Origin of the sequence: Roseivivax isoporae LMG 25204 (genome assembly GCF_000521865.1) — a bacterium.
Taxonomy (GTDB): domain Bacteria; phylum Pseudomonadota; class Alphaproteobacteria; order Rhodobacterales; family Rhodobacteraceae; genus Roseivivax; species Roseivivax isoporae.
Map to the genome: position 1 here is coordinate 23,265 of NZ_JAME01000002.1, position 18,994 is coordinate 42,258.

The 18,994-nt window shown below is 69.3% G+C and carries 18 protein-coding genes; 13 read left to right on the forward strand and 5 right to left on the reverse strand.

What is annotated here, in order from left to right:
- Positions 1 to 211: 211 nt before the first annotated feature.
- The 11 genes from RISW2_RS01225 (at position 212) to RISW2_RS01275 (ending at position 12,229) form a co-directional block, all read left to right on the forward strand.
- Entirely contained in the window at positions 212 to 778 is a 567-nt protein-coding gene (locus tag RISW2_RS01225) for a PDC sensor domain-containing protein (protein ID WP_043765558.1), read from the forward strand.
- A gap of 47 nt (positions 779 to 825) precedes the next feature.
- Positions 826 to 3,390 carry a methyl-accepting chemotaxis protein gene (locus RISW2_RS23385; RefSeq protein ID WP_051491728.1) on the forward strand — a complete coding sequence of 855 codons (2,565 nt, stop codon included), beginning with the start codon at positions 826 to 828 and terminating at the stop codon, positions 3,388 to 3,390.
- A gap of 63 nt (positions 3,391 to 3,453) precedes the next feature.
- On the forward strand, positions 3,454 to 3,996 hold the full coding sequence (locus tag RISW2_RS01235) for a chemotaxis protein CheD (RefSeq protein WP_051491729.1): 543 nt from the start codon (positions 3,454 to 3,456) through the stop codon (positions 3,994 to 3,996).
- A gap of 11 nt (positions 3,997 to 4,007) precedes the next feature.
- Entirely contained in the window at positions 4,008 to 4,283 is a 276-nt protein-coding gene (locus RISW2_RS01240) for an STAS domain-containing protein (protein WP_043765560.1), read from the forward strand.
- Positions 4,280 to 4,648 (forward strand): response regulator, encoded by a 369-nt coding sequence (locus RISW2_RS01245; RefSeq protein ID WP_043765562.1) that lies wholly within the window; start codon positions 4,280 to 4,282, stop codon positions 4,646 to 4,648. The genes RISW2_RS01240 and RISW2_RS01245 overlap by 4 nt, the downstream gene beginning before the upstream one ends.
- Positions 4,649 to 4,656: 8 nt before the next feature.
- Positions 4,657 to 6,837, forward strand: a complete 2,181-nt coding sequence (locus RISW2_RS01250) for a chemotaxis protein CheA (RefSeq protein WP_043765564.1) — start codon at positions 4,657 to 4,659, stop codon at positions 6,835 to 6,837.
- Between the two features lie 3 nt (positions 6,838 to 6,840).
- The gene (locus tag RISW2_RS01255) at positions 6,841 to 7,311 is read left to right on the forward strand and encodes a chemotaxis protein CheW (protein WP_043765566.1); all 471 of its coding nucleotides are present in this window, start codon (positions 6,841 to 6,843) and stop codon (positions 7,309 to 7,311) included.
- Complete coding sequence (locus tag RISW2_RS01260; protein ID WP_043765568.1) at positions 7,308 to 8,210, forward strand: CheR family methyltransferase; 903 nt, start codon at positions 7,308 to 7,310, stop codon at positions 8,208 to 8,210. Before RISW2_RS01255 ends, RISW2_RS01260 begins: the two co-directional genes overlap by 4 nt.
- Complete coding sequence (locus tag RISW2_RS01265) at positions 8,200 to 8,586, forward strand: response regulator (protein WP_043765570.1); 387 nt, start codon at positions 8,200 to 8,202, stop codon at positions 8,584 to 8,586. The genes RISW2_RS01260 and RISW2_RS01265 overlap by 11 nt, the downstream gene beginning before the upstream one ends.
- Positions 8,583 to 8,954, forward strand: coding sequence for a hypothetical protein (locus tag RISW2_RS01270; RefSeq protein WP_043765572.1), 372 nt, complete (start codon positions 8,583 to 8,585; stop codon positions 8,952 to 8,954). The genes RISW2_RS01265 and RISW2_RS01270 overlap by 4 nt, the downstream gene beginning before the upstream one ends.
- Before the next feature lie 719 nt (positions 8,955 to 9,673).
- Positions 9,674 to 12,229, forward strand: a complete 2,556-nt coding sequence (locus RISW2_RS01275) for a Hint domain-containing protein (RefSeq protein WP_051491730.1) — start codon at positions 9,674 to 9,676, stop codon at positions 12,227 to 12,229.
- A gap of 97 nt (positions 12,230 to 12,326) precedes the next feature.
- Here RISW2_RS01275 and RISW2_RS01280 read toward each other — a convergent pair whose 3' ends face one another.
- Positions 12,327 to 12,953 (reverse strand): nucleotidyltransferase family protein, encoded by a 627-nt coding sequence (locus tag RISW2_RS01280; protein WP_043765574.1) that lies wholly within the window; start codon positions 12,951 to 12,953, stop codon positions 12,327 to 12,329.
- A 238-nt stretch (positions 12,954 to 13,191) separates the two neighbouring features.
- On the opposite strand from RISW2_RS01280, the gene RISW2_RS01285 reads away from it, so the two are divergent.
- Positions 13,192 to 14,337, forward strand: coding sequence for a histidine kinase dimerization/phosphoacceptor domain -containing protein (locus tag RISW2_RS01285; protein ID WP_051491731.1), 1,146 nt, complete (start codon positions 13,192 to 13,194; stop codon positions 14,335 to 14,337).
- Here RISW2_RS01285 and RISW2_RS01290 read toward each other — a convergent pair.
- The 4 genes from RISW2_RS01290 to RISW2_RS25365 are packed head-to-tail and all read right to left on the reverse strand — an operon-like array spanning position 14,279 to position 18,332.
- A complete protein-coding gene (locus RISW2_RS01290) occupies positions 14,279 to 15,613 on the reverse strand; it encodes an HlyC/CorC family transporter (RefSeq protein ID WP_043765576.1) in 1,335 nt (444 codons plus the stop codon). The two genes, RISW2_RS01285 and RISW2_RS01290, sit on opposite strands and share 59 nt — an antisense overlap.
- A 55-nt stretch (positions 15,614 to 15,668) precedes the next feature.
- On the reverse strand, positions 15,669 to 16,616 hold the full coding sequence (locus RISW2_RS01295; RefSeq protein WP_043765578.1) for a site-specific tyrosine recombinase XerD: 948 nt from the start codon (positions 16,614 to 16,616) through the stop codon (positions 15,669 to 15,671).
- Positions 16,613 to 18,160 (reverse strand): hypothetical protein, encoded by a 1,548-nt coding sequence (locus tag RISW2_RS01300; protein WP_244437489.1) that lies wholly within the window; start codon positions 18,158 to 18,160, stop codon positions 16,613 to 16,615. The genes RISW2_RS01295 and RISW2_RS01300 overlap by 4 nt, the downstream gene beginning before the upstream one ends.
- 22 nt (positions 18,161 to 18,182) lie before the next feature.
- Complete coding sequence (locus RISW2_RS25365; protein WP_164490718.1) at positions 18,183 to 18,332, reverse strand: hypothetical protein; 150 nt, start codon at positions 18,330 to 18,332, stop codon at positions 18,183 to 18,185.
- An 88-nt stretch (positions 18,333 to 18,420) separates the two neighbouring features.
- Here RISW2_RS25365 and RISW2_RS01305 point away from each other — a divergent pair, with 88 nt between their 5' ends.
- Positions 18,421 to 18,993, forward strand: coding sequence for a shikimate kinase (locus tag RISW2_RS01305; RefSeq protein ID WP_043765580.1), 573 nt, complete (start codon positions 18,421 to 18,423; stop codon positions 18,991 to 18,993).
- The last annotated feature ends 1 nt before the right edge of the window (position 18,994 follow it).

Consider the following 18,994-nt stretch of genomic DNA (forward strand, 5'->3'; position numbering starts at 1 on the left):
CCGGTTCCCGCGCAATTTGGTCCGCCGGGCCGCGCGGCCAAGGGGGAGGGGCGCACCGACTGGGTCGAAATCTACGGATTGTCCCGCCCGCAGGCGGAGCCGCCTTTACTGCGCCTTAAAGGCTTCTCGGCGAATGTCGCCGGCGACCGGAGCGGCGCGGTCCCCATGCGCCGCCGGACCTCGGCACGCCAACCAGCAAGGAGCTTTCGGCATGCACGGCAAGATCACGTTGACCGCTCTCGGCCTCACCGCGGCCCTGGCGACCGCCGGGTGGGCGTCCGGCGACACTGCCGCCATGACGTCCTACGTGCAGGAGCAGGTCGCCGCCTGGGCGTCGGATCCCGAACTCGTGGCGGCGGTGCAGGCCAGCAATGTCCGCCATGCGGGCATGGCCGAGGCCGACCTCCTCGCGCTCGACGTCGCCTGGCGCGCCGAGGTGGGCGCCGCGACGGCCCCCACGATCGGGGCTGTCGCCGACAGCGCCGCCTCGGGCATCCTCCGCGCGGCGGTCGCGGCGTCGGGCGGGCGCATCACGGAGATCATCCTGATGGACGATCACGGCATGAACGCCGCCATCAGCGCGGTCACGTCGGATTTCTGGCAGGGCGACGAGCCGAAGTTCCAGGAAACGTTCCCCACGGGGGCCGTACACGCCAGCGAGGTCGAGTTCGACGAGTCGACCCAGATCTACCAGGTCCAGATCTCTATGCCCTTTACGACCGCGGACGGCGTCGCCATCGGCGCGGTCACCGTCGGCGTCGACGTCGACGCGTTCTGATCCCCCATCACGGCCCCACTTCCCCCGCGAGACCGGAGTCCCTGCCCATGACCTCCCGAAAAGGTTCGATCCTGCGCTCCCTGTCCCTCAAGATCGCGCTCCTCACGGTGGCTTCGATCCTCCTCGTCGCCGCGGTCGTCGCCACGATCTATTCCCGCGGGGTCGAACGCGCAGTGCTCGACGAATTGCGGAGCGCCGCCCGGGCCGAGACCATGCTCTTCCGCAGCATCGTCGTCGGCGCTGCGCGGTTCTCGCGCCCGGACCATGCCGGGCTGCTGATGGACGAGTTCTTCGTCTCCGCCAGCGACGACCTCGAGGCCGTCACCATCCTCGATGCCGGCGGGCAGGTCCTGGCGCGCGAGGCACGGGCGCTCGATGCCGGTGCGGGGGTCGACGACCTCGCCCGCGCGGCCCTGCAGGCGGGGGAGCCCGCCTTTTCCGCGGACGGTCTGACCATCGCCTACCCGATCCTCCACGGACCGGAGGAATCGGTGGTTGGCGCCGTCGCCACGCGCTGGAGCACGGCGAAAGCCATGGCCGGGATCACGTCGATCAACAACAGGGCACTGGGTGTCGCCACGGGCGCGCTCGTGGTCACGCTGCTCTGCGCGCTCTTCGCCTACAACCTCGTGATCTCGCGGCCCGTGCGTGCGCTGCGCCAGACTGTGGGTCGCCTGCGGGACGGCGCCTACGACGACCCGGTGGCGCAGACCAGGCGGTCGGACGAGTTGGGCGAGATCGCCTCCGCGCTGGACGAGCTGCGCGTCTCGCTGGCCAATGCCGCCGAGACCCGGCGCGCGGTCGAGTACCAGAGCACCGCCTTCAGCAACGCCTCCGCGCCCATCATGCTGGTCGACGCCGACACGAAAATCGTCGAGGTGAACCGCGCGCTGGTCGACCTCCTGCGGCGCTACGCCCCCGAATTGCGGCAGGGCGCCCGGACGAATTTCGACCCCGACGATCTGGTGGGGCGCAATGTCGACCATTTCCACGGCCACGGCCAGGGCGACCAGATCAAGAACCGCATTCGCAGCCTCGGCAAGGAAGCGCTCGAGATCGACATTCCCGTGGGCCTCGGCCGGCTGATGCTGCGGGTACAGGCGATCCATGGCGGCGATGGCACGATCATGGGCTATCTCCTCGAATATTCCGATGTGAGCGAGCTCTGGCTCAAGAACGCCATGATCGACACGATCGAGGGCAACCAGATGCTGGCCGAGTTCACGCCTGACGGCCGCGTCACCCGCATGAACGCGCTGATGCGCGATGGACTGCGCGTGGGCGAGGCCGCGATGGGCACGCGGCGACTGGCGGACCTCGTGTCGGGCTTCGGCGACGATGCGCGGCGACCGGCCGCCGTGGTGGACGCGGTCCTGAAGGGCGAGCCCTTTGCGGGCGTTGTCCAGTTGGCCTGCGCGAACGGCTCCAAGGTCTTCCTCGAGGGCAGCCTGAGCTGCGTGCGCGACCGCAAGGGTGAGGCGATCCGCCTCCTGCTCCTGGGCACCGACATCACCGCGGCGCGCGAGGCGCTGCAGGCGGCGGAAACCGAGCAGAAGGCGGTCGAGGCGCAGCGCGTGCAGGTGGTCGAGGAACTCCGGGTGGGTCTGCGCAAGCTCAGCGACGGCGACCTCACAGCCTGGATCGACACGCCCTTCGCCGGGGGGTATGACGCGCTTCGCCAGGACTTCAACGCCACCGTGCAGACGCTCGAGCGCGCCCTCGTCGAGATCGCCGAGAGCGCGTCCAACATCCGCAACGAATCTGGTGACATCAGCAACACCGCGGACGCGCTCTCGCGGCGCACCGAAAGCACCGCCGCGACGCTCGAGGAGGCAGCCGCGGCGCTCGACGCGCTGACCACTTCGGTACGTGCGACCGCCGAGGGCGCGCTGCGTGCCGACACGGCGGTCAGCGCCGCGAAGGTCAACGCCGAGGAAAGCGGCCAGGTGGTGGTCAAGACGGTCGCGGCCATGGACCAGATCGCGGCCTCGTCAGAAAAGATCACCTCGATCATCAAGGTCATCGACGACATCGCCTTCCAGACCAACCTGCTGGCCCTCAACGCCGGCGTCGAGGCGGCGCGGGCGGGGGACGCGGGCCGCGGCTTCGCGGTCGTCGCCTCGGAGGTGCGCGCGCTCGCGCAGCGCTCCTCGGACGCCGCGCGCGAGATCAACGGCCTGATCGCAGACAGCGGCGCCCAGGTGCGCACGGGCGTCGACCTCGTCGGCCGCACCGGAGACGCGCTGCACCAGATTTCGCAATCCGTGGCCGAGATCTCGACGCTGGTCTCGGAGATTGCGGGGTCGGCCCAGAAACAGTCGCTGAACCTCGAGGAGATCAACGCCTCCGTGAACCAGCTCGATCAGACCACCCAGCAGGTCGCCGCACGTCTCGAGGAAACCACCGCTGCCAGCGAGGCGCTGCGCAACGACGCGGTCGGCCTCGTCGAGACCATCTCTCACTTCCGGCTGTCGCGGCCGGCGGAACCCTCGGCCCGCCGCGGCTCCCCCGAGCCCGCACAGCGGGAAGGCGGCACGGCCGCGGCGCCGGCCCGCGCCGCGGCGGGCGGCGGCCGGGCGGCGCCCGTCGCGGAGCAATGGACCGATTTCTGACGCGGCGCGCGCCGACGAGCCGGCGTGCGGACCGAGAGACCCGATGGCCCGAGGAGCGACCGGATGCCCGATGCCCAGACACGCGACGACCTCGACAATGCCCGGACGCACCTCGTGGTGCAGGGCGAGTACGAGGTGACCGACGACCCGGGTGTGGTTCTTTCCACGCTTCTCGGCTCCTGCGTGGCGACCTGCCTGTGCGACCCGGTCGCGCGCGTGGGCGGCATGAACCACTTCCTGCTCGCGGAGGGTGACGGTTCCGGTCGGTTCGACGAGCGCTACGGCACCTACGCGATGGAAGTCCTGATCAACGCCCTGCTCAAGCGCGGCGCGCGGAAGTCGCGGCTCGAGGCGAAGCTCTTCGGCGGCGCGGCCATGGCCGGACGTATGGCGCGGATCGGCGAGAGCAACTGCGCCTTCGCGCTGAACTTCCTCGAGACCGAGGCGATCCGCCTCGTCTCGAGCAGCCTCGGCGGCGAGCGGGCCCGGCGCATCCGCTACGTGCCCACGACCGGACATGCCCGGCTCCTCTTCGTGCGCGACGAGCTTCCCCCGCTCAGCGCCGCCCCTGCGGGCGCGCCGCAGGGCGACGTCACGCTGTTCTAGAAAGGTTCGCAATGACCACGGACATCCTCCTGCCGGACAAGCTCGACACCGACGCGGCGGCACCGCTCTTCGACGTGCTCGCCGAGGCGCTGGGAACCGACGCGACGCTCGACGGTCGCGGTTGCCGCGGCATCGGCACGCTCTGCGCGCAGGTGCTCCTGCTGTTCGTGCGCGCCTCGGAAGGACACGGCACGACGATCCGGCTTCTGCCCTCGGACGGGCTGGCCGACGACCTCAGGCTGCTCGGCCTCGACGGCCTGCTGCCGGACCAGGGAGAGCATGCATGACGCTGAAGATCCTTGCCATCGACGATTCCCGCACGATCCGCGAGATGCTCCGGCTCTGCCTCGTGCGCGCGGGGTTCGACGTCTACACTGCGGAGGACGGCGTGGACGGGCTCGAATCGCTCGACGAGGTCGATCCCGATGTGGTCATCACCGACATCAACATGCCGCGGCTCGACGGCTTCGGCGTGATCAGCGCGATCCGTGCCGCAGAATCGCGTGCAAGCCTGCCGATCCTCGTGCTCACCACCGAGAGCGCGGCGGAGCTCAAGGAACGTGCCCGCCGCAGCGGCGCCACGGGCTGGATCGTCAAGCCGTTCGACGACGTCAAGCTCGTCGCCGCGATCCGCCGCATCGCAGCCATGTGAGTGCCGCCATGTCCTCGCTCGACGACATCAAGCAGACCTTCTTCCTCGAATGCGAGGAATTGCTCGAGGCCCTGAATGACGGGCTCGCCGACATCGAGGCGGCGATCCCCGACGACACGTTCGACACGGAGACGATCAACGCCGTGTTCCGGACGGTACATTCGATCAAGGGGGGCGCGGCGTCCTTCGGGCTCGAGCCCATTGTCCGGTTCTCCCACTGTTTCGAGACGGTCCTCGATCTGATGCGTTCCGGCAAGGTGCGGCCGGACACGACGAACGTGCGCGTGCTGCATCGCGCCGCGGATCACCTTGCCGATCTCGTCGCCGCGAGCCGGTCCGACACGCCGCTCGATGCCGCAGCCGGCGATGCGCTGCTTGCGCAGCTGAACGCGCTCGCAGGACATGCGCCGCAGGTCGCGGCACCCGTCGTCCCGATCCCGGACGTCACGTCCGCGGGTCCCGACGACGGGGATCTGGCGTTCCTGCCATTGGCGATCCCGTTCGACTTCGACCCTGCAGGGGCGGGGGAGCCGATCCCGCGCACGTTCCGCATCGAAATGACCTGTTCGCGCGAGCTCTTCGCGAACGGGCACGACCCGGTCCACCTCTTCCGGGAACTTGCGGCGCTGGGCGATCTGACGGTCGAGGCGGACCTGTCCGCGCTGCCCGACTTCGATGCGCTCGATCCGCTCGTGTGCCTGCTGTCCTGGCGCCTCGAACTCCTGAGCGAGGCCAGCGAGGAGGACCTGCGCGAGATATTCGAGTTCGTCGAGGGACTGGCGCAGGTCCGGATCGAGGCATCCTCCGGTGCACAGGACGCGACCGGCAGTCAAGACGCGGTGGAGGCGCCGCACGAGCTGCCGCCACCGCCGGTCGCCACCTTCGATGCAGATCCGGCGGCCCGACCACCGGCGCCTGAAACGTCGGAGGCCGACGCGCCCAGCACGCGGCGCGAGGCGAAGGCCGCCCCCGGGCGGGCACCGAAATCGACCGTGCGCGTGGATCTCGACCTCGTCGACAGCCTGATCAACATCGTGGGCGAGCTGGTCATCAACCAGTCGGTCCTGAGCCAGAGCCTGAGCGACGCCAACGTTGCGCACCGGTCCGAGATCGGCGGTTCCCTCGACGAGTACAAGAACCTCGCGCTGCAGATCCAGGAATGCGTCATGTCGCTGCGGGCGCAATCGGTGAAGCAGCTGTTCCAGCGCATGGCGCGGATCGTGCGCGAGACGTCCGAGATCGCCGGCAAGTCCGTCGCCTTCGAGACCGATGGAGAGGACACCGAGATCGACAAGACCGTCATCGAGCGGCTGATCGAGCCCCTCACCCACATCCTGCGCAACGCCATCGATCACGGGCTCGAGGCTCCGGACAGGCGCCGCGCCGCCGGCAAGACGCCCACCGGCACGGTGCGCCTGTCGGCCGGTCACCGGTCGGGGCGGGTGGTCATCGAGGTGTCGGATGACGGGTCGGGCATCAACCGGCCCAAGGTGCAGGCGATCGCGGTGAAGAAGGGCCTGATCGCCCCCGATCTGCAGCTGTCCGACAACGAGATCGACCGGCTCCTCTTCCTGCCGGGCTTCTCCACCGCGGACAGCGTGACCGATCTGTCCGGACGCGGCGTCGGCATGGACGTCGTGCGCAGCGAGATCCAGAAACTCGGCGGACGCGTGGGCATCTTCTCGCATCCGGGGAAGGGCACGACGTTCTCGATCTCGCTGCCGCTCACGCTCGCCGTGCTCGACGGGATGGTGGTCGACGTGGCCGGCCAGACCATGGTCGTGCCGATCACCTCGGTGGTCGAGACGATCCGCCCCGACCTGTCCGACCTGCACATGATCGGTGCGACGAGCCAGGTGATCAAGGTGCGCGACGCGCTGGTGCCGATCGTCGACCTGGGCATGATCTTCTCGTACCGCGACGAGCCGGTCGACCGCGCGCGCATGGTGATCCTGCTCGTCGAGACCGAGCAGAGCGAACGCTGGGGGCTCGCGGTCGACCGGATCATCGACCAGCGCCAGGTGGTCATCAAGAGCCTCGAAGGCAATTACGGTCATGTCGACGGGGTGGCCGCGGCCACCATCCTCGGCGACGGCAAGATCGCCCTCATCATCGACCCCGAGGAGACCGCGCGCATGGCCGACAGCGGGTCGGCGGTCGCCTCACTCATGTCGGCCGCGGGAGGTTGAGTGATGACGGATGCTCTCGACATGCAAGGCAACGCGACGCGCGAACTGGTGTCCTTCGCCATCGGCGAGCAGGATTTCTGCATGGACATCATGCTGGTGCGCGAGATCCGCGGCTGGACCAACGTCACCATGCTGCCGCACGCCCCGGCGCACATCCTGGGCGTGATCAACCTGCGCGGCGCGGTGGTGCCGATCGTGGACCTCGCCGCGCGCCTCGGGCTCGAGCCCATCACCCCGACCGAGCGGCACGTCATCATCATCGCGGTGCTCGGCGACCAGACCGTCGGCTTCCTGGTCAGCGCGGTCTCGGACATCATCGGCATCTCGCCGAGCGAGATCCAGTCGCCGCCCCGGGCGACCTCCGAGAACGCCGCGGACTTCATCGAGGGGGTGATCGCGGACGAGCGGCGCATGCTGCGCATCCTCAACATCGCGTCGGTCCTGCCGAGAACAAGGGTGGTCGAGGAGGCATGACCCCGTCGCTGCCCGCCGAGACGGCCGCGTGGACCGGCGCCTACGACTGCGCCTTCACCGACCGCGATTTCGCCGAGATCAGCGCGATGCTGCGCACGGATGCCGGCATCTCGCTCGGGCCGGAGAACCGGCAGCTGGTCTTCGCCCGGCTGGTCAAGCACGTGCGGCGGCTCGGGCTGTCGTCCTTCGCGGACTATGTCGACCTCGTGCGGCACGGCGACCCTGCGGAACGTTACGGCATGGTCATGTCGCTGACCACGCACACGACGCGCTTCTTCCGCGAGGGCCAGCATTTCGACATCCTCGCCCGCGACGTGCTGCCCGGGCTCGTCGACCGGGTGCGCGGCGGCGGGCGGCTCCGGCTCTGGTCGGCGGGCTGTTCCACCGGAGAGGAGGCCTACAGCATCGCCGCGGTCCTTCTCGGCGCCTTTCCCGATGCCGGGCGGTTCGACGTGCGCATCCTTGCCACGGATATCAGCCGAGAGGTCCTCGAGGTCGCGGCACTCGGCCGCTACCGCGATGCAGGCCTGAATGCGGTACCCGAAACGCTGCGTCCCGTCCTCTTCGAGCCGGGCGGCGCGGACATGGTGCAGGTCCGGGCGGACGTGCGGCGCCTGGTCAGCTTCCGCTACATGAACTTCATGGAGCCCTGGCCCATGCGCGGGCCCTTCGACGCCATCTTCTGCCGCAACGTGGCAATCTACATGGACGAGGGCACGCAGGCGCGCATCTGGCGCGGCCTCGAACAGGTGCTGGGCCCCGAGGGATACCTCTTCATCGGTCACTCGGAACGGCTCGGTCCGGAATTCCGCGACCGGCTCGAACTGTGCGGCAAGACGACGTTCCGGCGCCCGCGTGCGCCCAAACCAGACAGCAGGACGCTTACCCATGTCACTTAAGAACTCGCTCTCGGTGATGGTCGTCGACGACATGAGCACGAGCCGCTCGCTCATCCTCATGGCGCTGGAACAGATCGGCATCAAGAACGTCGATTTCTGCAAGGACGGCCAGTCCGCGCTGCAGAAACTCGCGGCAAAGCCCGTGCACATCGTCATCTCCGACTACAACATGCCGGGGCTGAACGGCCTGCAGCTGCTGAAGGCGCTGCGCGAGAACAAGACGACGCAGCGCATCGGCTTCGTGCTCGTCAGCGGCCGGCTCGACAACGAGATCCTGACCACCGGCAAGAAGCTCGGCCTCAACAACTTCATCCAGAAACCCTTCGACACCAACCAGATGCGCACCTGCCTTCAAGCGGTGGTCGGGCCGCTGTGACCGATCCGCGTCCCATCCGGCCTGCGGCGGTGCCGCTGGCCGACCTCTTCCGGCGGCTCTCGACCGAGATCCTGCGCCTCGAGGAGGATGGCCTCGTGGTCGAGGACTGGATCACGCGCAGCCTGCAGGCCGGCGCGGCGGGCCCCTCCATGGACCCGCTCACCCTGCAGCGGCTCGATCGCAAGCTGCAGACCCTGCGCGAACTGGGCGAGCTTCTCGAGAAGGTGGCCGAGACGGTACCGCCGGGCCTTGCGCTCGACATCGGGGAACTCTTGCAGGGCCTGCGGTTGCGCGACCTCGCACGCGCCCTCGACGGGCAGGACCATGCGCGCCCGGGCGCGGCGGATGGCGAGGTCGACTTCTTCTGACCGGGGGCCGGCCGGCGTGCGTCCGCCCGCAAATCGCCGCATTCCGCGCCGCTGGCGCGCTGCCCGATTTCCGTCCGATTCGCCTGCCGCTCCCGGTCTGACGCGTCGAAGCGCACGCAAACGCGGAACAAATGCGCGATGTGAGGCGCATTGACGGCTTTCAAGACAACAATGACGTGCATTCGGATCCGCGCACTGCCGCAATTGCGCGCCGTGCCGCCCGATTTGCAGATCGTTTCCGGTATGGAAACCTAATCCGCGTCCCGAGTCGGCATTTGCCTTGTTTTCCGAAGCGCGGAGATGGGCATTGTCCCGGCGTTTGGAACGAACCTTCAATCAGAACGTGTCGAGATCGGCAAAAATGCGCCGCAAAGCGGGCAGGGCGGCCCTGATCAAGACGCTTTTCCGACACTTTTGCTCTTTGTGCCCCGGTGCGCTGCGGCTAAGACTCGGATCACGCCCGACTGGGGGGCGACAACAATAGGCCACGGGGGCGGCCGCCAGCATGAAGTGAGTTCGCAGGGATGCGACGGGTCGCATGTGCCGGGCAATCGGCCGTGCTCCGACGGGATCGGCTTGCCTGACGGCAGGTTCGGGCCCGACGACGATCCATCCTCCGGCAGCCCGTCATGCGTGCAGACCAAGGTACCGGATCAAACGGTGCCGCAACGCCGCCGTGCCGGGGATGCGTCCCGGTTGTTTTTTGGAAGGGTCGAGTAATGGTAGATCGCATCGGGAACGTCGCGCCGGACGCGCAGGACGACACCGTCAACACCGCCACCGGGACGGCCGTCAACATTCCCGTCCTCGCCAACGACAGTGATGCCGAGAACGACATCCTCGGTGTCACCTCGGTGACCCAGCCGGCCAATGGCACCGTGGTCGTGAACGACGACGGCACCATCACCTACACGCCGACCGGCGCCTTCACCGGCGTCGACACATTCACCTACGAGATCGATGACGGCCACGGCGGTACCGACACCGCGACCGTGTCCGTGACCGTATCGAACGACGGTGACGGCAACGTGGCGCCGGTGGGCGTCGACGACACCGCGATCACCACCGCGGGCGAGGCCGTGTCGATCGACGTGCTGGCGAACGACACCGACGGCGACGGCGACATCCTCGGCGTCTCGGCGTTCCTGTCGGGCCCGGCGAACGGCACGCTGAGCCAGGCCGATCCGCTCGGCCCCGTGATCTACACCCCGGCGCCGGGCTTCGTCGGCACCGACACTTTCACCTACGAGGTCGATGACGGGCAGGGCGGCATCGACACCGCGACGGTCACCGTGACCGTGACCGGCGGGCGCGACGGCATCGTGACCGGCACCGACGACGGCGACCTGATCGACGAGGATTATCTCGGCGATCCCGACACGCCGCCCGACCGGATCGACAACGACGACGCGATCATTCCGGGCGATGCGCCGAACGACGACCGCGTGGTCGCCGGCGGCGGCGACGACACCGTGCAGTCGGGCGAGGGCTCGGACACGGTCGAGGGCGGGGACGGCGACGACCTGATCGACACCGGCAAGCCCTTCGCGGACGGCGCCATCGACACCGACGTCCTTCCCGTCGAGGACCTGCCCGCGGGCTCGCCCTTTTCCCAGGCCGACGATCCGTTCGACGGCTTCGACGAGGATGCCGACCCCGAGGACGACCGCGACAGCGTCGACGGCGGGGCGGGCAACGACACCATCTCCACCGGCGACGACCGCGACACCGTTCTGGGCGGAGCCGGCAACGACGTGATCGAGGCGGGCGTCGACGACGACCTGGTCGACGGCGGCACGGGCGACGACCTGATCACCGACGCGCAGGGCGCGGACACCATCACCGGCGGGCAGGGCGACGACACCATCGTGGCCGGCACCGACACCTATTCGGACTATCCCGACGGCGCGTTCCCGATCCCGCTCGGCTTCGAGGCGGACCCCAACACCGGTGACGGCCGCGACAGCGTGCAGGGCAACACCGGCAACGACCTGATCTTCACCGGGGACGATGCCGACACGATCGACGGCGGCGCGGACAACGACACCATCGACGCGGGCATCGACGACGACCTCGTCATGGGCGGCATCGGGGACGATTCGATCCTCGGCGGCCACGGCTCCGACACGCTGGACGGCGGGCAGGGCGACGATTTCATCGACGGATCGAACCTCGCGGCGCTCGAGTTGACCGACGACGTCGACCCGTCGCCCGAGAACGACCGCGACTCGATCGACGGTGCGCTGGGCAACGACACGCTGATCGGCGGCGACGACGACGACACGCTGAACGGCGGCTCGGGCAACGACCTGCTGGACGGCGGCATCGACGAGGACGTTCTGAACGGCGGCGACGAGTCCGACACGCTGCTGGGCGGGCAGGGCGCCGACCTGCTGAACGGCGGCGCAGGCATCGACGACATCGACGGCGGCGCAGACCGCGACCGCATCGTGGTGGACACGGCCGCCGATGGCGCGGGCGACGTGGTGCGCGGCGGGTCGGAAGGCGACGATTTCGACACGCTCGACCTGTCGGGCGTCGGCGCGGGCAACTATCGCCTGACCAACGTCACGGCAGACGACGACGGCCCGGATCGCGACCCGAACGGCATCGACGGCACGGTCGAGTTCCTCGACGGCGCCGGCAACGTGACCGGCACGATGGACTTCTTCAACATCGAGGAGGTCATTCCCTGCTTCACCCCCGGCACGCTGATCGCGACGCCGCAGGGCGAACGCCTGGTCGAGGAACTGCGCGAGGGCGATCGCGTCATCACCCGCGACAACGGCATCCAGGAGATCCGCTGGGTCGGCCGCAAGGACCTGACGCCGTTCGACCTGGCCCGCAAGCCGCACATGAAGCCGATCCTGATCCAGAAGGGATCGCTCGGGAACGGCCTGCCGGCGCATGACCTTCTCGTGTCGCCGAACCACCGGGTCCTCGTGAACAACGACAAGACCGCGCTCTACTTCGAGGAGCGCGAGGTCTTGGCCGCGGCCAAGCACCTCACCGGTCTGGCAGGCGTGGACGAGGTGACGGCCCTCGGCGTGAGCTACATCCACTTCATGTTCGATGCCCACGAGGTGGTGCTGTCGAACGGCGCGTGGACCGAGAGCTTCCAGCCCGGCGACTACAGCCTCAAGGGCATCGGCACCGCGCAGCGCCAGGAAATCCTCGAACTCTTCCCGGAGCTCGAGCACGCTGACGGCATCCGCGCCTATACCTCCGCGCGCCGGTCGCTGAAGAAGCACGAGGCGCAGCTGCTGACGCGCTGACGGGGTCTGTGACGTAACGAGTATATGCAGCTGCCGGGGCACCGTTTGCCTCGGCGCACCCGGACCGGGACGGCCGACCGCCGTTCCGGTCCTTTTTTCAGGTGCGGCCCGGCCGCTCCGCCCGCCACGCGGCCCACGCCTCGGGCGTGTCGAGGTCGGTGAGTGCCCGCCGGTCATGCAGCGCCACGTGCCGCAGCCGCGCCCGGTGCGCGCGCAGCACGTCCCGGGCGCCGCTGTCGCCCGCAACGGTTGCGAGCGCGTCGAAGCAGTCCGCAGGGAAGAGCACCGGATGGCCGGGCGTGCCATCGGCCGCGGTGGCCTGCACCAGCGTCGGCGCGTCCGGGTCGAAGGCCTGCGCGATCGCGGCGAGGTCGGCCGCCGCGAGGTCCGGCATGTCTCCGGGAACGATCATCGCCGCGGGCGTGCCGGGCGGCAGCGCGGCGATCCCGCGGCGCAGCGAGGCGGCCATGCCTTCCGCGCGGTCCGGGACGGGAACGAGGATTGCCCCGACGTCCGCGAGCGCCTGCGCGCGCGGATGGTCGGCGGCAGGCACGGTGACCACGACCGGCCCCGGCAGGGTGCGGGCCGCGGCGCAGATGCGGCGGAGCTGCGGCACGCCGTCCACAAGCTCTAGCAGCTTGTCGCCGCCCCGCATGCGCCGCGACAGCCCGGCGGCCGGGATCAGCAGCGCGATGCCGGCCGTGATCCGCCCGTCGGACGTCATGCGGGCTCGGCCTCGAGGTACGGGGCAGGGGTCGTCATGCCGTAAAATGTCATGCAATTGTAATATGCAAATGACATCCATTTTTGTCCGAGCGTGTTGACATGGCGTTGCTCAACCTGCGAAATTGGAATGTGAAGCAGCGCCAGATTGCATTCCGTCCACATCCTCGGGATCTACACCCACGCCGCGAACCGCAAGGTTCCGGTGCACCCTTAACGCGAGTTCGAAACACGAGACCATGCGCGCACCGACTCCCGAAAATCAGGCCGAACGGCTCGAGGAGCTTGCGAGCTACGGTATCCTCGATACGGCGGCCGAGGCGAGCTTCGACGAGGTGGCGGCCCTGGTCAAGACGCTGTGCGACGTGCCGATCGCGCTGGTCAGCCTCGTGGACCGGGACCGGCAATGGTTCAAGGCGCGGGACGGCTTCGACCTGCCCGAGACGCCGCTCGACCAGTCGATCTGCTCGTACACGATCCTCGGCGACGACATCCTCGAGATCCCGGACACGCTGAACGACGTCCGCACCTGCGAGAACCCGCTCTGCACGCGTCAGGAAAAGCCGATCCGGTTCTATGCCGGCGCGCCGCTCGTGTCCCGGGCGGGCTACGCGCTCGGCTCGCTCTGCGTGCTCGACACCCAGCCGCGCACGCTGTCGAAAACACAGCGCGACGCGCTCGGCACGCTGGCGCGGCAGGTGATGCGGCAGCTCGAGCTCGCCCGCGCGCTCCGCAACGAGGAGGTGTTGCGCAGCGAGATCGACCACCGGGTCAAGAACTCGCTGCAGACGGTGTCGTCCTTCATCCGGCTGCATTCCGTGCGGGCCCGGCAGGACGAGACGCGCGATGCGCTGGCGGCGATCCAGCGGCGCGTCACCGCGATCACGCAGCTCCACAGCGAGCTGTACCGCACCTCGGAATTCGACATGATCCGGCTCGATACCTATCTCGACCGGGTGACGGATCTCCTGAGGGGCTCGTTCGAGGGCAATGTGCGGCTCGAGACGCGGCTGGCGCCGGCACGGGTGGATTCGCGCAAGGCGGCGACGCTCGCCATGATCGTCAGCGAGTTCACGGCGAACGCCATCAAGCACGCCTTTCCCGACAACCGCGACGGCGTCGTGACGATCAGCCTGACCCGCGATGCGGACAACGCCATCCGGCTCGAATGCCGCGACAACGGGATCGGGAACCGCGCGACGCGCCTGCCGCGCCCCGAGACGGAGATCTCGTCGATCGGGATGCGGCTCATGGAAAGCGCGGCCGAGCAGATCGGCGGCCAGATGAGCGTGGAGGCGACGGCCGAAGGCTACTGCCTGCGGCTCGTCACTGATCCTGGGATTGCCGAGCCTGGGCCTCGAGCGGTCGTATTTTCAGCCGAGTGAGGCGGTTGTTCTCGCGGGCCACGACCTCGAAGCGGAAGCCGTGGAACGTGAACGCCTGGCCGACGGTGGGGATCATCTGCGCTTCGTGGATCACCAGGCCCGCCACGGTATTGGCCTCGTCATCGGGCAGGCTGTAATCCGTCGCGCGGTTGAAGTCGCGGATCGTCATCTGCCCGTCGATCCAGTAATAGCCGTCGTCGTGTACCGAGATCGTGTGGTCGGCGTCCGGGTCGAATTCGTCCGTGATCTCGCCCACGATCTCCTCGAGGATGTCCTCGAGCGTGATGAGGCCCTGCAGGGCGCCGTATTCGTCCACCACCAGCGCGAAGTGCGTCCGCCGGCGCAGGAACTGCCGCATCTGGTCGTCGAGCGACGTGGTGTCCGGCACGAAGTAGGGCGGCATCGCCACGTCCGCGATCTTGAAGCTCTTGAGCGCCTCGAGCGACGCCTCGGAGCCCTCCATCAGCTTGTACATGGCGCGCAGCAGGTCCTTGGCGTGGATCACGCCGACGATGTTCTCGGGGTCGTCCTTGAAGACCGGCAGCCGGGTGTGGCTGCTCTCGAGGCATTGCTGCAGGATCTCGGCCGGCTCGGTGTCGGCGTTGATCATCTCGATCCCCGAGCGGTGCAGCATGATCTCCTCGACCGTGCGCTCGCCGAGGTCCAGCGCGCCGAGGATGCGGTCGCGGTCCTCCTTCTCGACCACACCCTCGGAATGGCCGAGGTTCAGCGCGCCCGCGATCTCCTCGCGCACGGCGAGGATGCGGCTGTCGGGGTCGGTCTGCACGCCGAAGAGCCGCAGCACCTGCCGCACGAAGGCCCGCACCGCCATGACCACCGGCGAGAACACGAGGATCACGAGCTGGATGATCGGCGCCACGCGCGTCGCGGCGCTCTCGGGATTGGTGATGGCGTAGGTCTTGGGCAGCACCTCGGCAAAGATCAGGACGAGAAGCGTCATGATGAGCGTCGCGAAGGCCACGCCGGATTCGCCCAGGAGCCGCGTGAAGAGCGCGGTCGCGAGCGAGGTCGCGAGGATGTTGACGAGGTTGTTGCCCAGCAGGACCGAGCCGATCAGGCTCTCGTTGTCCTCGGTGATCTTCAGCGCGCGTTCCGCTCCTTTCGATCCCTTGTCCATCGCCGCGCGGAGCTTGCCTCGGGAGGCCGCGGTCAGCGCGGTTTCGGAGCCCGAGAAGAACCCCGACAGCACGAGGAGGAGAAGGATGGCGCCGGACGTGATCCAGAACGCGGCGTCGAAGGCAGGTGCGGTTTCCATGGGTCCGTTGTGTTGGGGACAGGCCAGACGGTTATGTGGCCCTACGCCGCGCGCTTCAAGTGCCGCCGTCGCGGGCCAGGGGATGGTGTTCGAGCACGAGTTCGCGCAGGCGTTCCTCGAGCACGTGGGTGTAGATCTCGGTCGTGGCCACGTCGGCATGACCGAGAAAGGACTGGATGGCGCGCAGATCGGCACCGTTTTCCAGCAGATGCGTGGCGAAGGCGTGGCGCAGCGTGTGGGGCGTGACCTTGGCGGGCGAGACGCCGGCAGCGACCGCGATGTCCTTGATCAGCGCGTAGAACCCGTGGCGCGTGAGGTGGCCCGCCCGTCCGCGCGAGGCGAAGAGGTGCGGCCGTGCCGGGCGGCCCTCGCGGCGCGAGACCTCTTCCTGCGCCTCGCGTTCGGCCAGCCAATCGGCCAGCGCCGCGCGGGCAGGCGGACTGAGCGGCACCATGCGTTCCTTGCCGCCCTTGCCGCGGATCAGCAGCATCCGCGGATCGCCCCGTGCGGCCGACAGCGGCAGGGTCACGAGTTCCGACACCCGCATGCCGGTGGCGTAGAGGAGCTGCAGCAGGCAGGCATTGCGGAGCCTGTCGGCGGTGCTGCGCCCGTACACCGCCGCGGCCTCGAGCAGGCGGTCGACCTCGGCGGTGCTGAGGGTCTTCGGCAGGCGCTTGTCGCGCCCGGGCCCGGCGATGCGGATCGCGGGATTGTCCGCGCGGAACCCCTCCTCGAAGGCGAACCGGTAGAGCTGCTTGATCGACGACAGTCGCCGGGCACGGGTGGCACGCGCAAAGCCCTGTGCGTCGCAATGCACGAGGTAGGCCTCGATCCCGGCCGCAGAGGCCGTCGCGAAATCTTCGTGTCGTGCCTGAAGAAAGGACGAGAAGTCTTTGAGATCCCTCGCATAGGCCAGCTGCGTGTTCTCGGCCGCACCCCGTTCGGCGGCCTGCGCCTCGAGGAAGGCCGAGATCCAGCGCATGTCGTCGGCGGCACCGCTCATGGACGCGCGTCCTCCGACCCGAGGATGGCGAGCTGCAAGGCCGCGCGGCGGGCGGTGTCCTCGAGCCCGAGCGCGCGCAGGGTCGCGATCGCCTCGGTCAGCGCGCCGCCATTGCCCGCGGCGCCGCTGCGGAACAGCGCCATCGTCTCGAGGATCGCCTCGCCGAGCCGCGCCTCGCCGGCCAGCACCGTGAGCGGGGTCGCCGGGCGCGGATCGGCGAACGCCGCGGCAAGCGCGTCGGCCTGCGGCAGGTCGGCATCGGTCACAGGGGCGCGGCCGCGCGCGAGCGCGGCGAGGAACCGCGCCTCGGCACCGCCCGTCCGAACGGCGCTGTCCGCCGCCTCCTCGTAGTCCTCCGACAGGAACCGCGTGCGCAGCGCGAGGTCCGCGGCCGGACCGTCGAGCCGCAGGCCCGCGAGCTGCCCGCCGAAGAGCCGCGCGAAGGGCACGAGCAGGCGCGCCTCGCGCATGCGCGCCCAGGCCCGCGTCAGCGTCCCGCCGATCCGGTCGGCATCGCCAGATTGCAGCGCCGCTTCGAGGTCCTGCACAGCCTCGACGCGTTCCCAGACGCCGCCCGACGCGGCGGGGCTGCGTTCGGTGTAGATGCCGAGGAGCCGGTTCTCGGCCAGCGCCCCGGTGCGCGCGAGCCGCTCGGCGGCCTCGATCTGCGCCTTCCAGCCGTGATCGCCCGACAGTTCCGCGACGGCGAAACGGCGCTTGAGGCTGCGCGCGGGCAGCGGTTCTCCCACCGCCTCGTGCAGGCGGAACTGCAGGGGCGAGGGGTCGCGCGGCGGCGGCAGCGCCGGCAGCTCCTCCGCCATCTCGGGCGACAGGAACCGCTCCAGGAGGTCGGCGTCCCGGCCGCGCAGCTCGCCCAGGGCGCGCCCGGTTTCGAACGCGAGCTGCGCCCGCGGCCAGTCGCTGGAGCGCGCGGCGCAGAAGACGCGCGGGGCCACGGCCTCGGTCAGGCGCGGATTGGCCTCGAGCGCGGCGCAGGGTTCGGCCTCGCGCCCGGTCAGGAGCGCCACGTCGAACCAGAGCCCGAAGAGCGCGCGCCGGTCCGGACCCGCCCGGTCGAGAAGCGCCGCCGCGGCGTCGAGCGCGCCGTCCTCGATCAGCCGCATGACCCGCACGGCCAGAAAGCCCGCGTCGCTGCCGCCCGCGGCATCGGGAGGATCGGCCTCGGCCAGCATCAGCGTGTTCATGAGCGCGGCGAGCGCGGGCACCGCCGGTTCGGCCTCGGCGATCAGCGCGGAGAGCCGGTCCGGCGTGCTGCCCTGCCAGAGCGACACCGGCAGCCCGGTCACCCGCGTCGGCAACAGCCCCACGGCCGAGACGTCCGGCGCGCCGAGCGGGCGCACCTCGATCTCGGGAACCACCACGCGGTCGGCCACGGGCGGCTCGTCGGGACGGAAAGGCTGGGTGGAACGCGGGTCCGAGGGGGGCGGCGCCGCTCGCGGTGCAATCGAGGGCTGCGCGCCCTCGCGGCCGAGCCAGTCGATGGCGGACAGCGGCGCCTGCGCACCCGCACCGGTCGCGAGCACGATCAAGCAGGCCGCTGCGGCCCTACTCCACATTCAGGTCGACCGGCTGGCGCACCTCTGTCTGCGGAGGCGAGAAGTCGGCGCCGAAATATGGCCCGACATAGGCGTAGCCCACCAGGAGGATCGCCCCCAGTACCGCCAGATAGAACAGCCATTTGAGGATGCGGCCCATGCTCTCGCCCCGAATTTTTTTCCACTTATAACTGGCCTTTCATGCGAGTTCACGTCATTGACGCGATTATTTTCGGATTGGGCGCGGGATGGCCGAAAGACTGGCAGTCAGCGATCTGCGGTTGCGCAGGACCGTCGTGCTCGTGGGCATGATGGGCGCGGGAAAGACCGCCGTGGGACGCGCGGTGGCAACCGCGCTGTCGGTGCCGTTCCGGGATTCGGATGCCGAGATCGAGAACGCCGCGAACATGTCGATCGCAGAGATCTTCGCCCGTGACGGCGAGCCGTTCTTCCGCCGCAAGGAGGCGCAGGTGATCGCGCGGCTGCTCGCGGACACGCCGGCGATCCTGTCGACGGGCGGCGGCGCCTTCCTGCAGGAAGAGAACCGCCGCGCGATCTCGGGGACCGGGGTATCGGTCTGGCTGAACGCGGACCTGTCGCTCCTCTGGGCGCGGGTGCGCCACAAGGACACGCGGCCGCTCCTGCGCACGCCCGACCCCTACGGCACCCTCGCGGCGCTCTACGAGGCGCGGGTGCCCGTCTACGCGCTGGCCGACATCGAGGTGCGGACCCTGCCGCGCATGACGATCGAGCAGACCGCGGGCAAGGTGATCGAGGCGCTGCGCGACCGGGGCGTCGTCACGCCGGAAGAAGGAGCCTGAA

Coding starts and splice junctions, on each gene's coding strand:
- RISW2_RS01225 (WP_043765558.1), top strand. CDS start 212: ATGCACGGCAAGATCACGTTGACCGCTCTCGGCCTCACCGCGGCCCTG.
- RISW2_RS23385 (WP_051491728.1), top strand. CDS start 826: ATGACCTCCCGAAAAGGTTCGATCCTGCGCTCCCTGTCCCTCAAGATC.
- RISW2_RS01235 (WP_051491729.1), top strand. CDS start 3,454: ATGCCCGATGCCCAGACACGCGACGACCTCGACAATGCCCGGACGCAC.
- RISW2_RS01240 (WP_043765560.1), top strand. CDS start 4,008: ATGACCACGGACATCCTCCTGCCGGACAAGCTCGACACCGACGCGGCG.
- RISW2_RS01245 (WP_043765562.1), top strand. CDS start 4,280: ATGACGCTGAAGATCCTTGCCATCGACGATTCCCGCACGATCCGCGAG.
- RISW2_RS01250 (WP_043765564.1), top strand. CDS start 4,657: ATGTCCTCGCTCGACGACATCAAGCAGACCTTCTTCCTCGAATGCGAG.
- RISW2_RS01255 (WP_043765566.1), top strand. CDS start 6,841: ATGACGGATGCTCTCGACATGCAAGGCAACGCGACGCGCGAACTGGTG.
- RISW2_RS01260 (WP_043765568.1), top strand. CDS start 7,308: ATGACCCCGTCGCTGCCCGCCGAGACGGCCGCGTGGACCGGCGCCTAC.
- RISW2_RS01265 (WP_043765570.1), top strand. CDS start 8,200: ATGTCACTTAAGAACTCGCTCTCGGTGATGGTCGTCGACGACATGAGC.
- RISW2_RS01275 (WP_051491730.1), top strand. CDS start 9,674: ATGGTAGATCGCATCGGGAACGTCGCGCCGGACGCGCAGGACGACACC.
- RISW2_RS01280 (WP_043765574.1), bottom strand. CDS start 12,953: ATGACGTCCGACGGGCGGATCACGGCCGGCATCGCGCTGCTGATCCCG.
- RISW2_RS01285 (WP_051491731.1), top strand. CDS start 13,192: ATGCGCGCACCGACTCCCGAAAATCAGGCCGAACGGCTCGAGGAGCTT.
- RISW2_RS01290 (WP_043765576.1), bottom strand. CDS start 15,613: ATGGAAACCGCACCTGCCTTCGACGCCGCGTTCTGGATCACGTCCGGC.
- RISW2_RS01295 (WP_043765578.1), bottom strand. CDS start 16,616: ATGAGCGGTGCCGCCGACGACATGCGCTGGATCTCGGCCTTCCTCGAG.
- RISW2_RS25365 (WP_164490718.1), bottom strand. CDS start 18,332: ATGGGCCGCATCCTCAAATGGCTGTTCTATCTGGCGGTACTGGGGGCG.
- RISW2_RS01305 (WP_043765580.1), top strand. CDS start 18,421: ATGGCCGAAAGACTGGCAGTCAGCGATCTGCGGTTGCGCAGGACCGTC.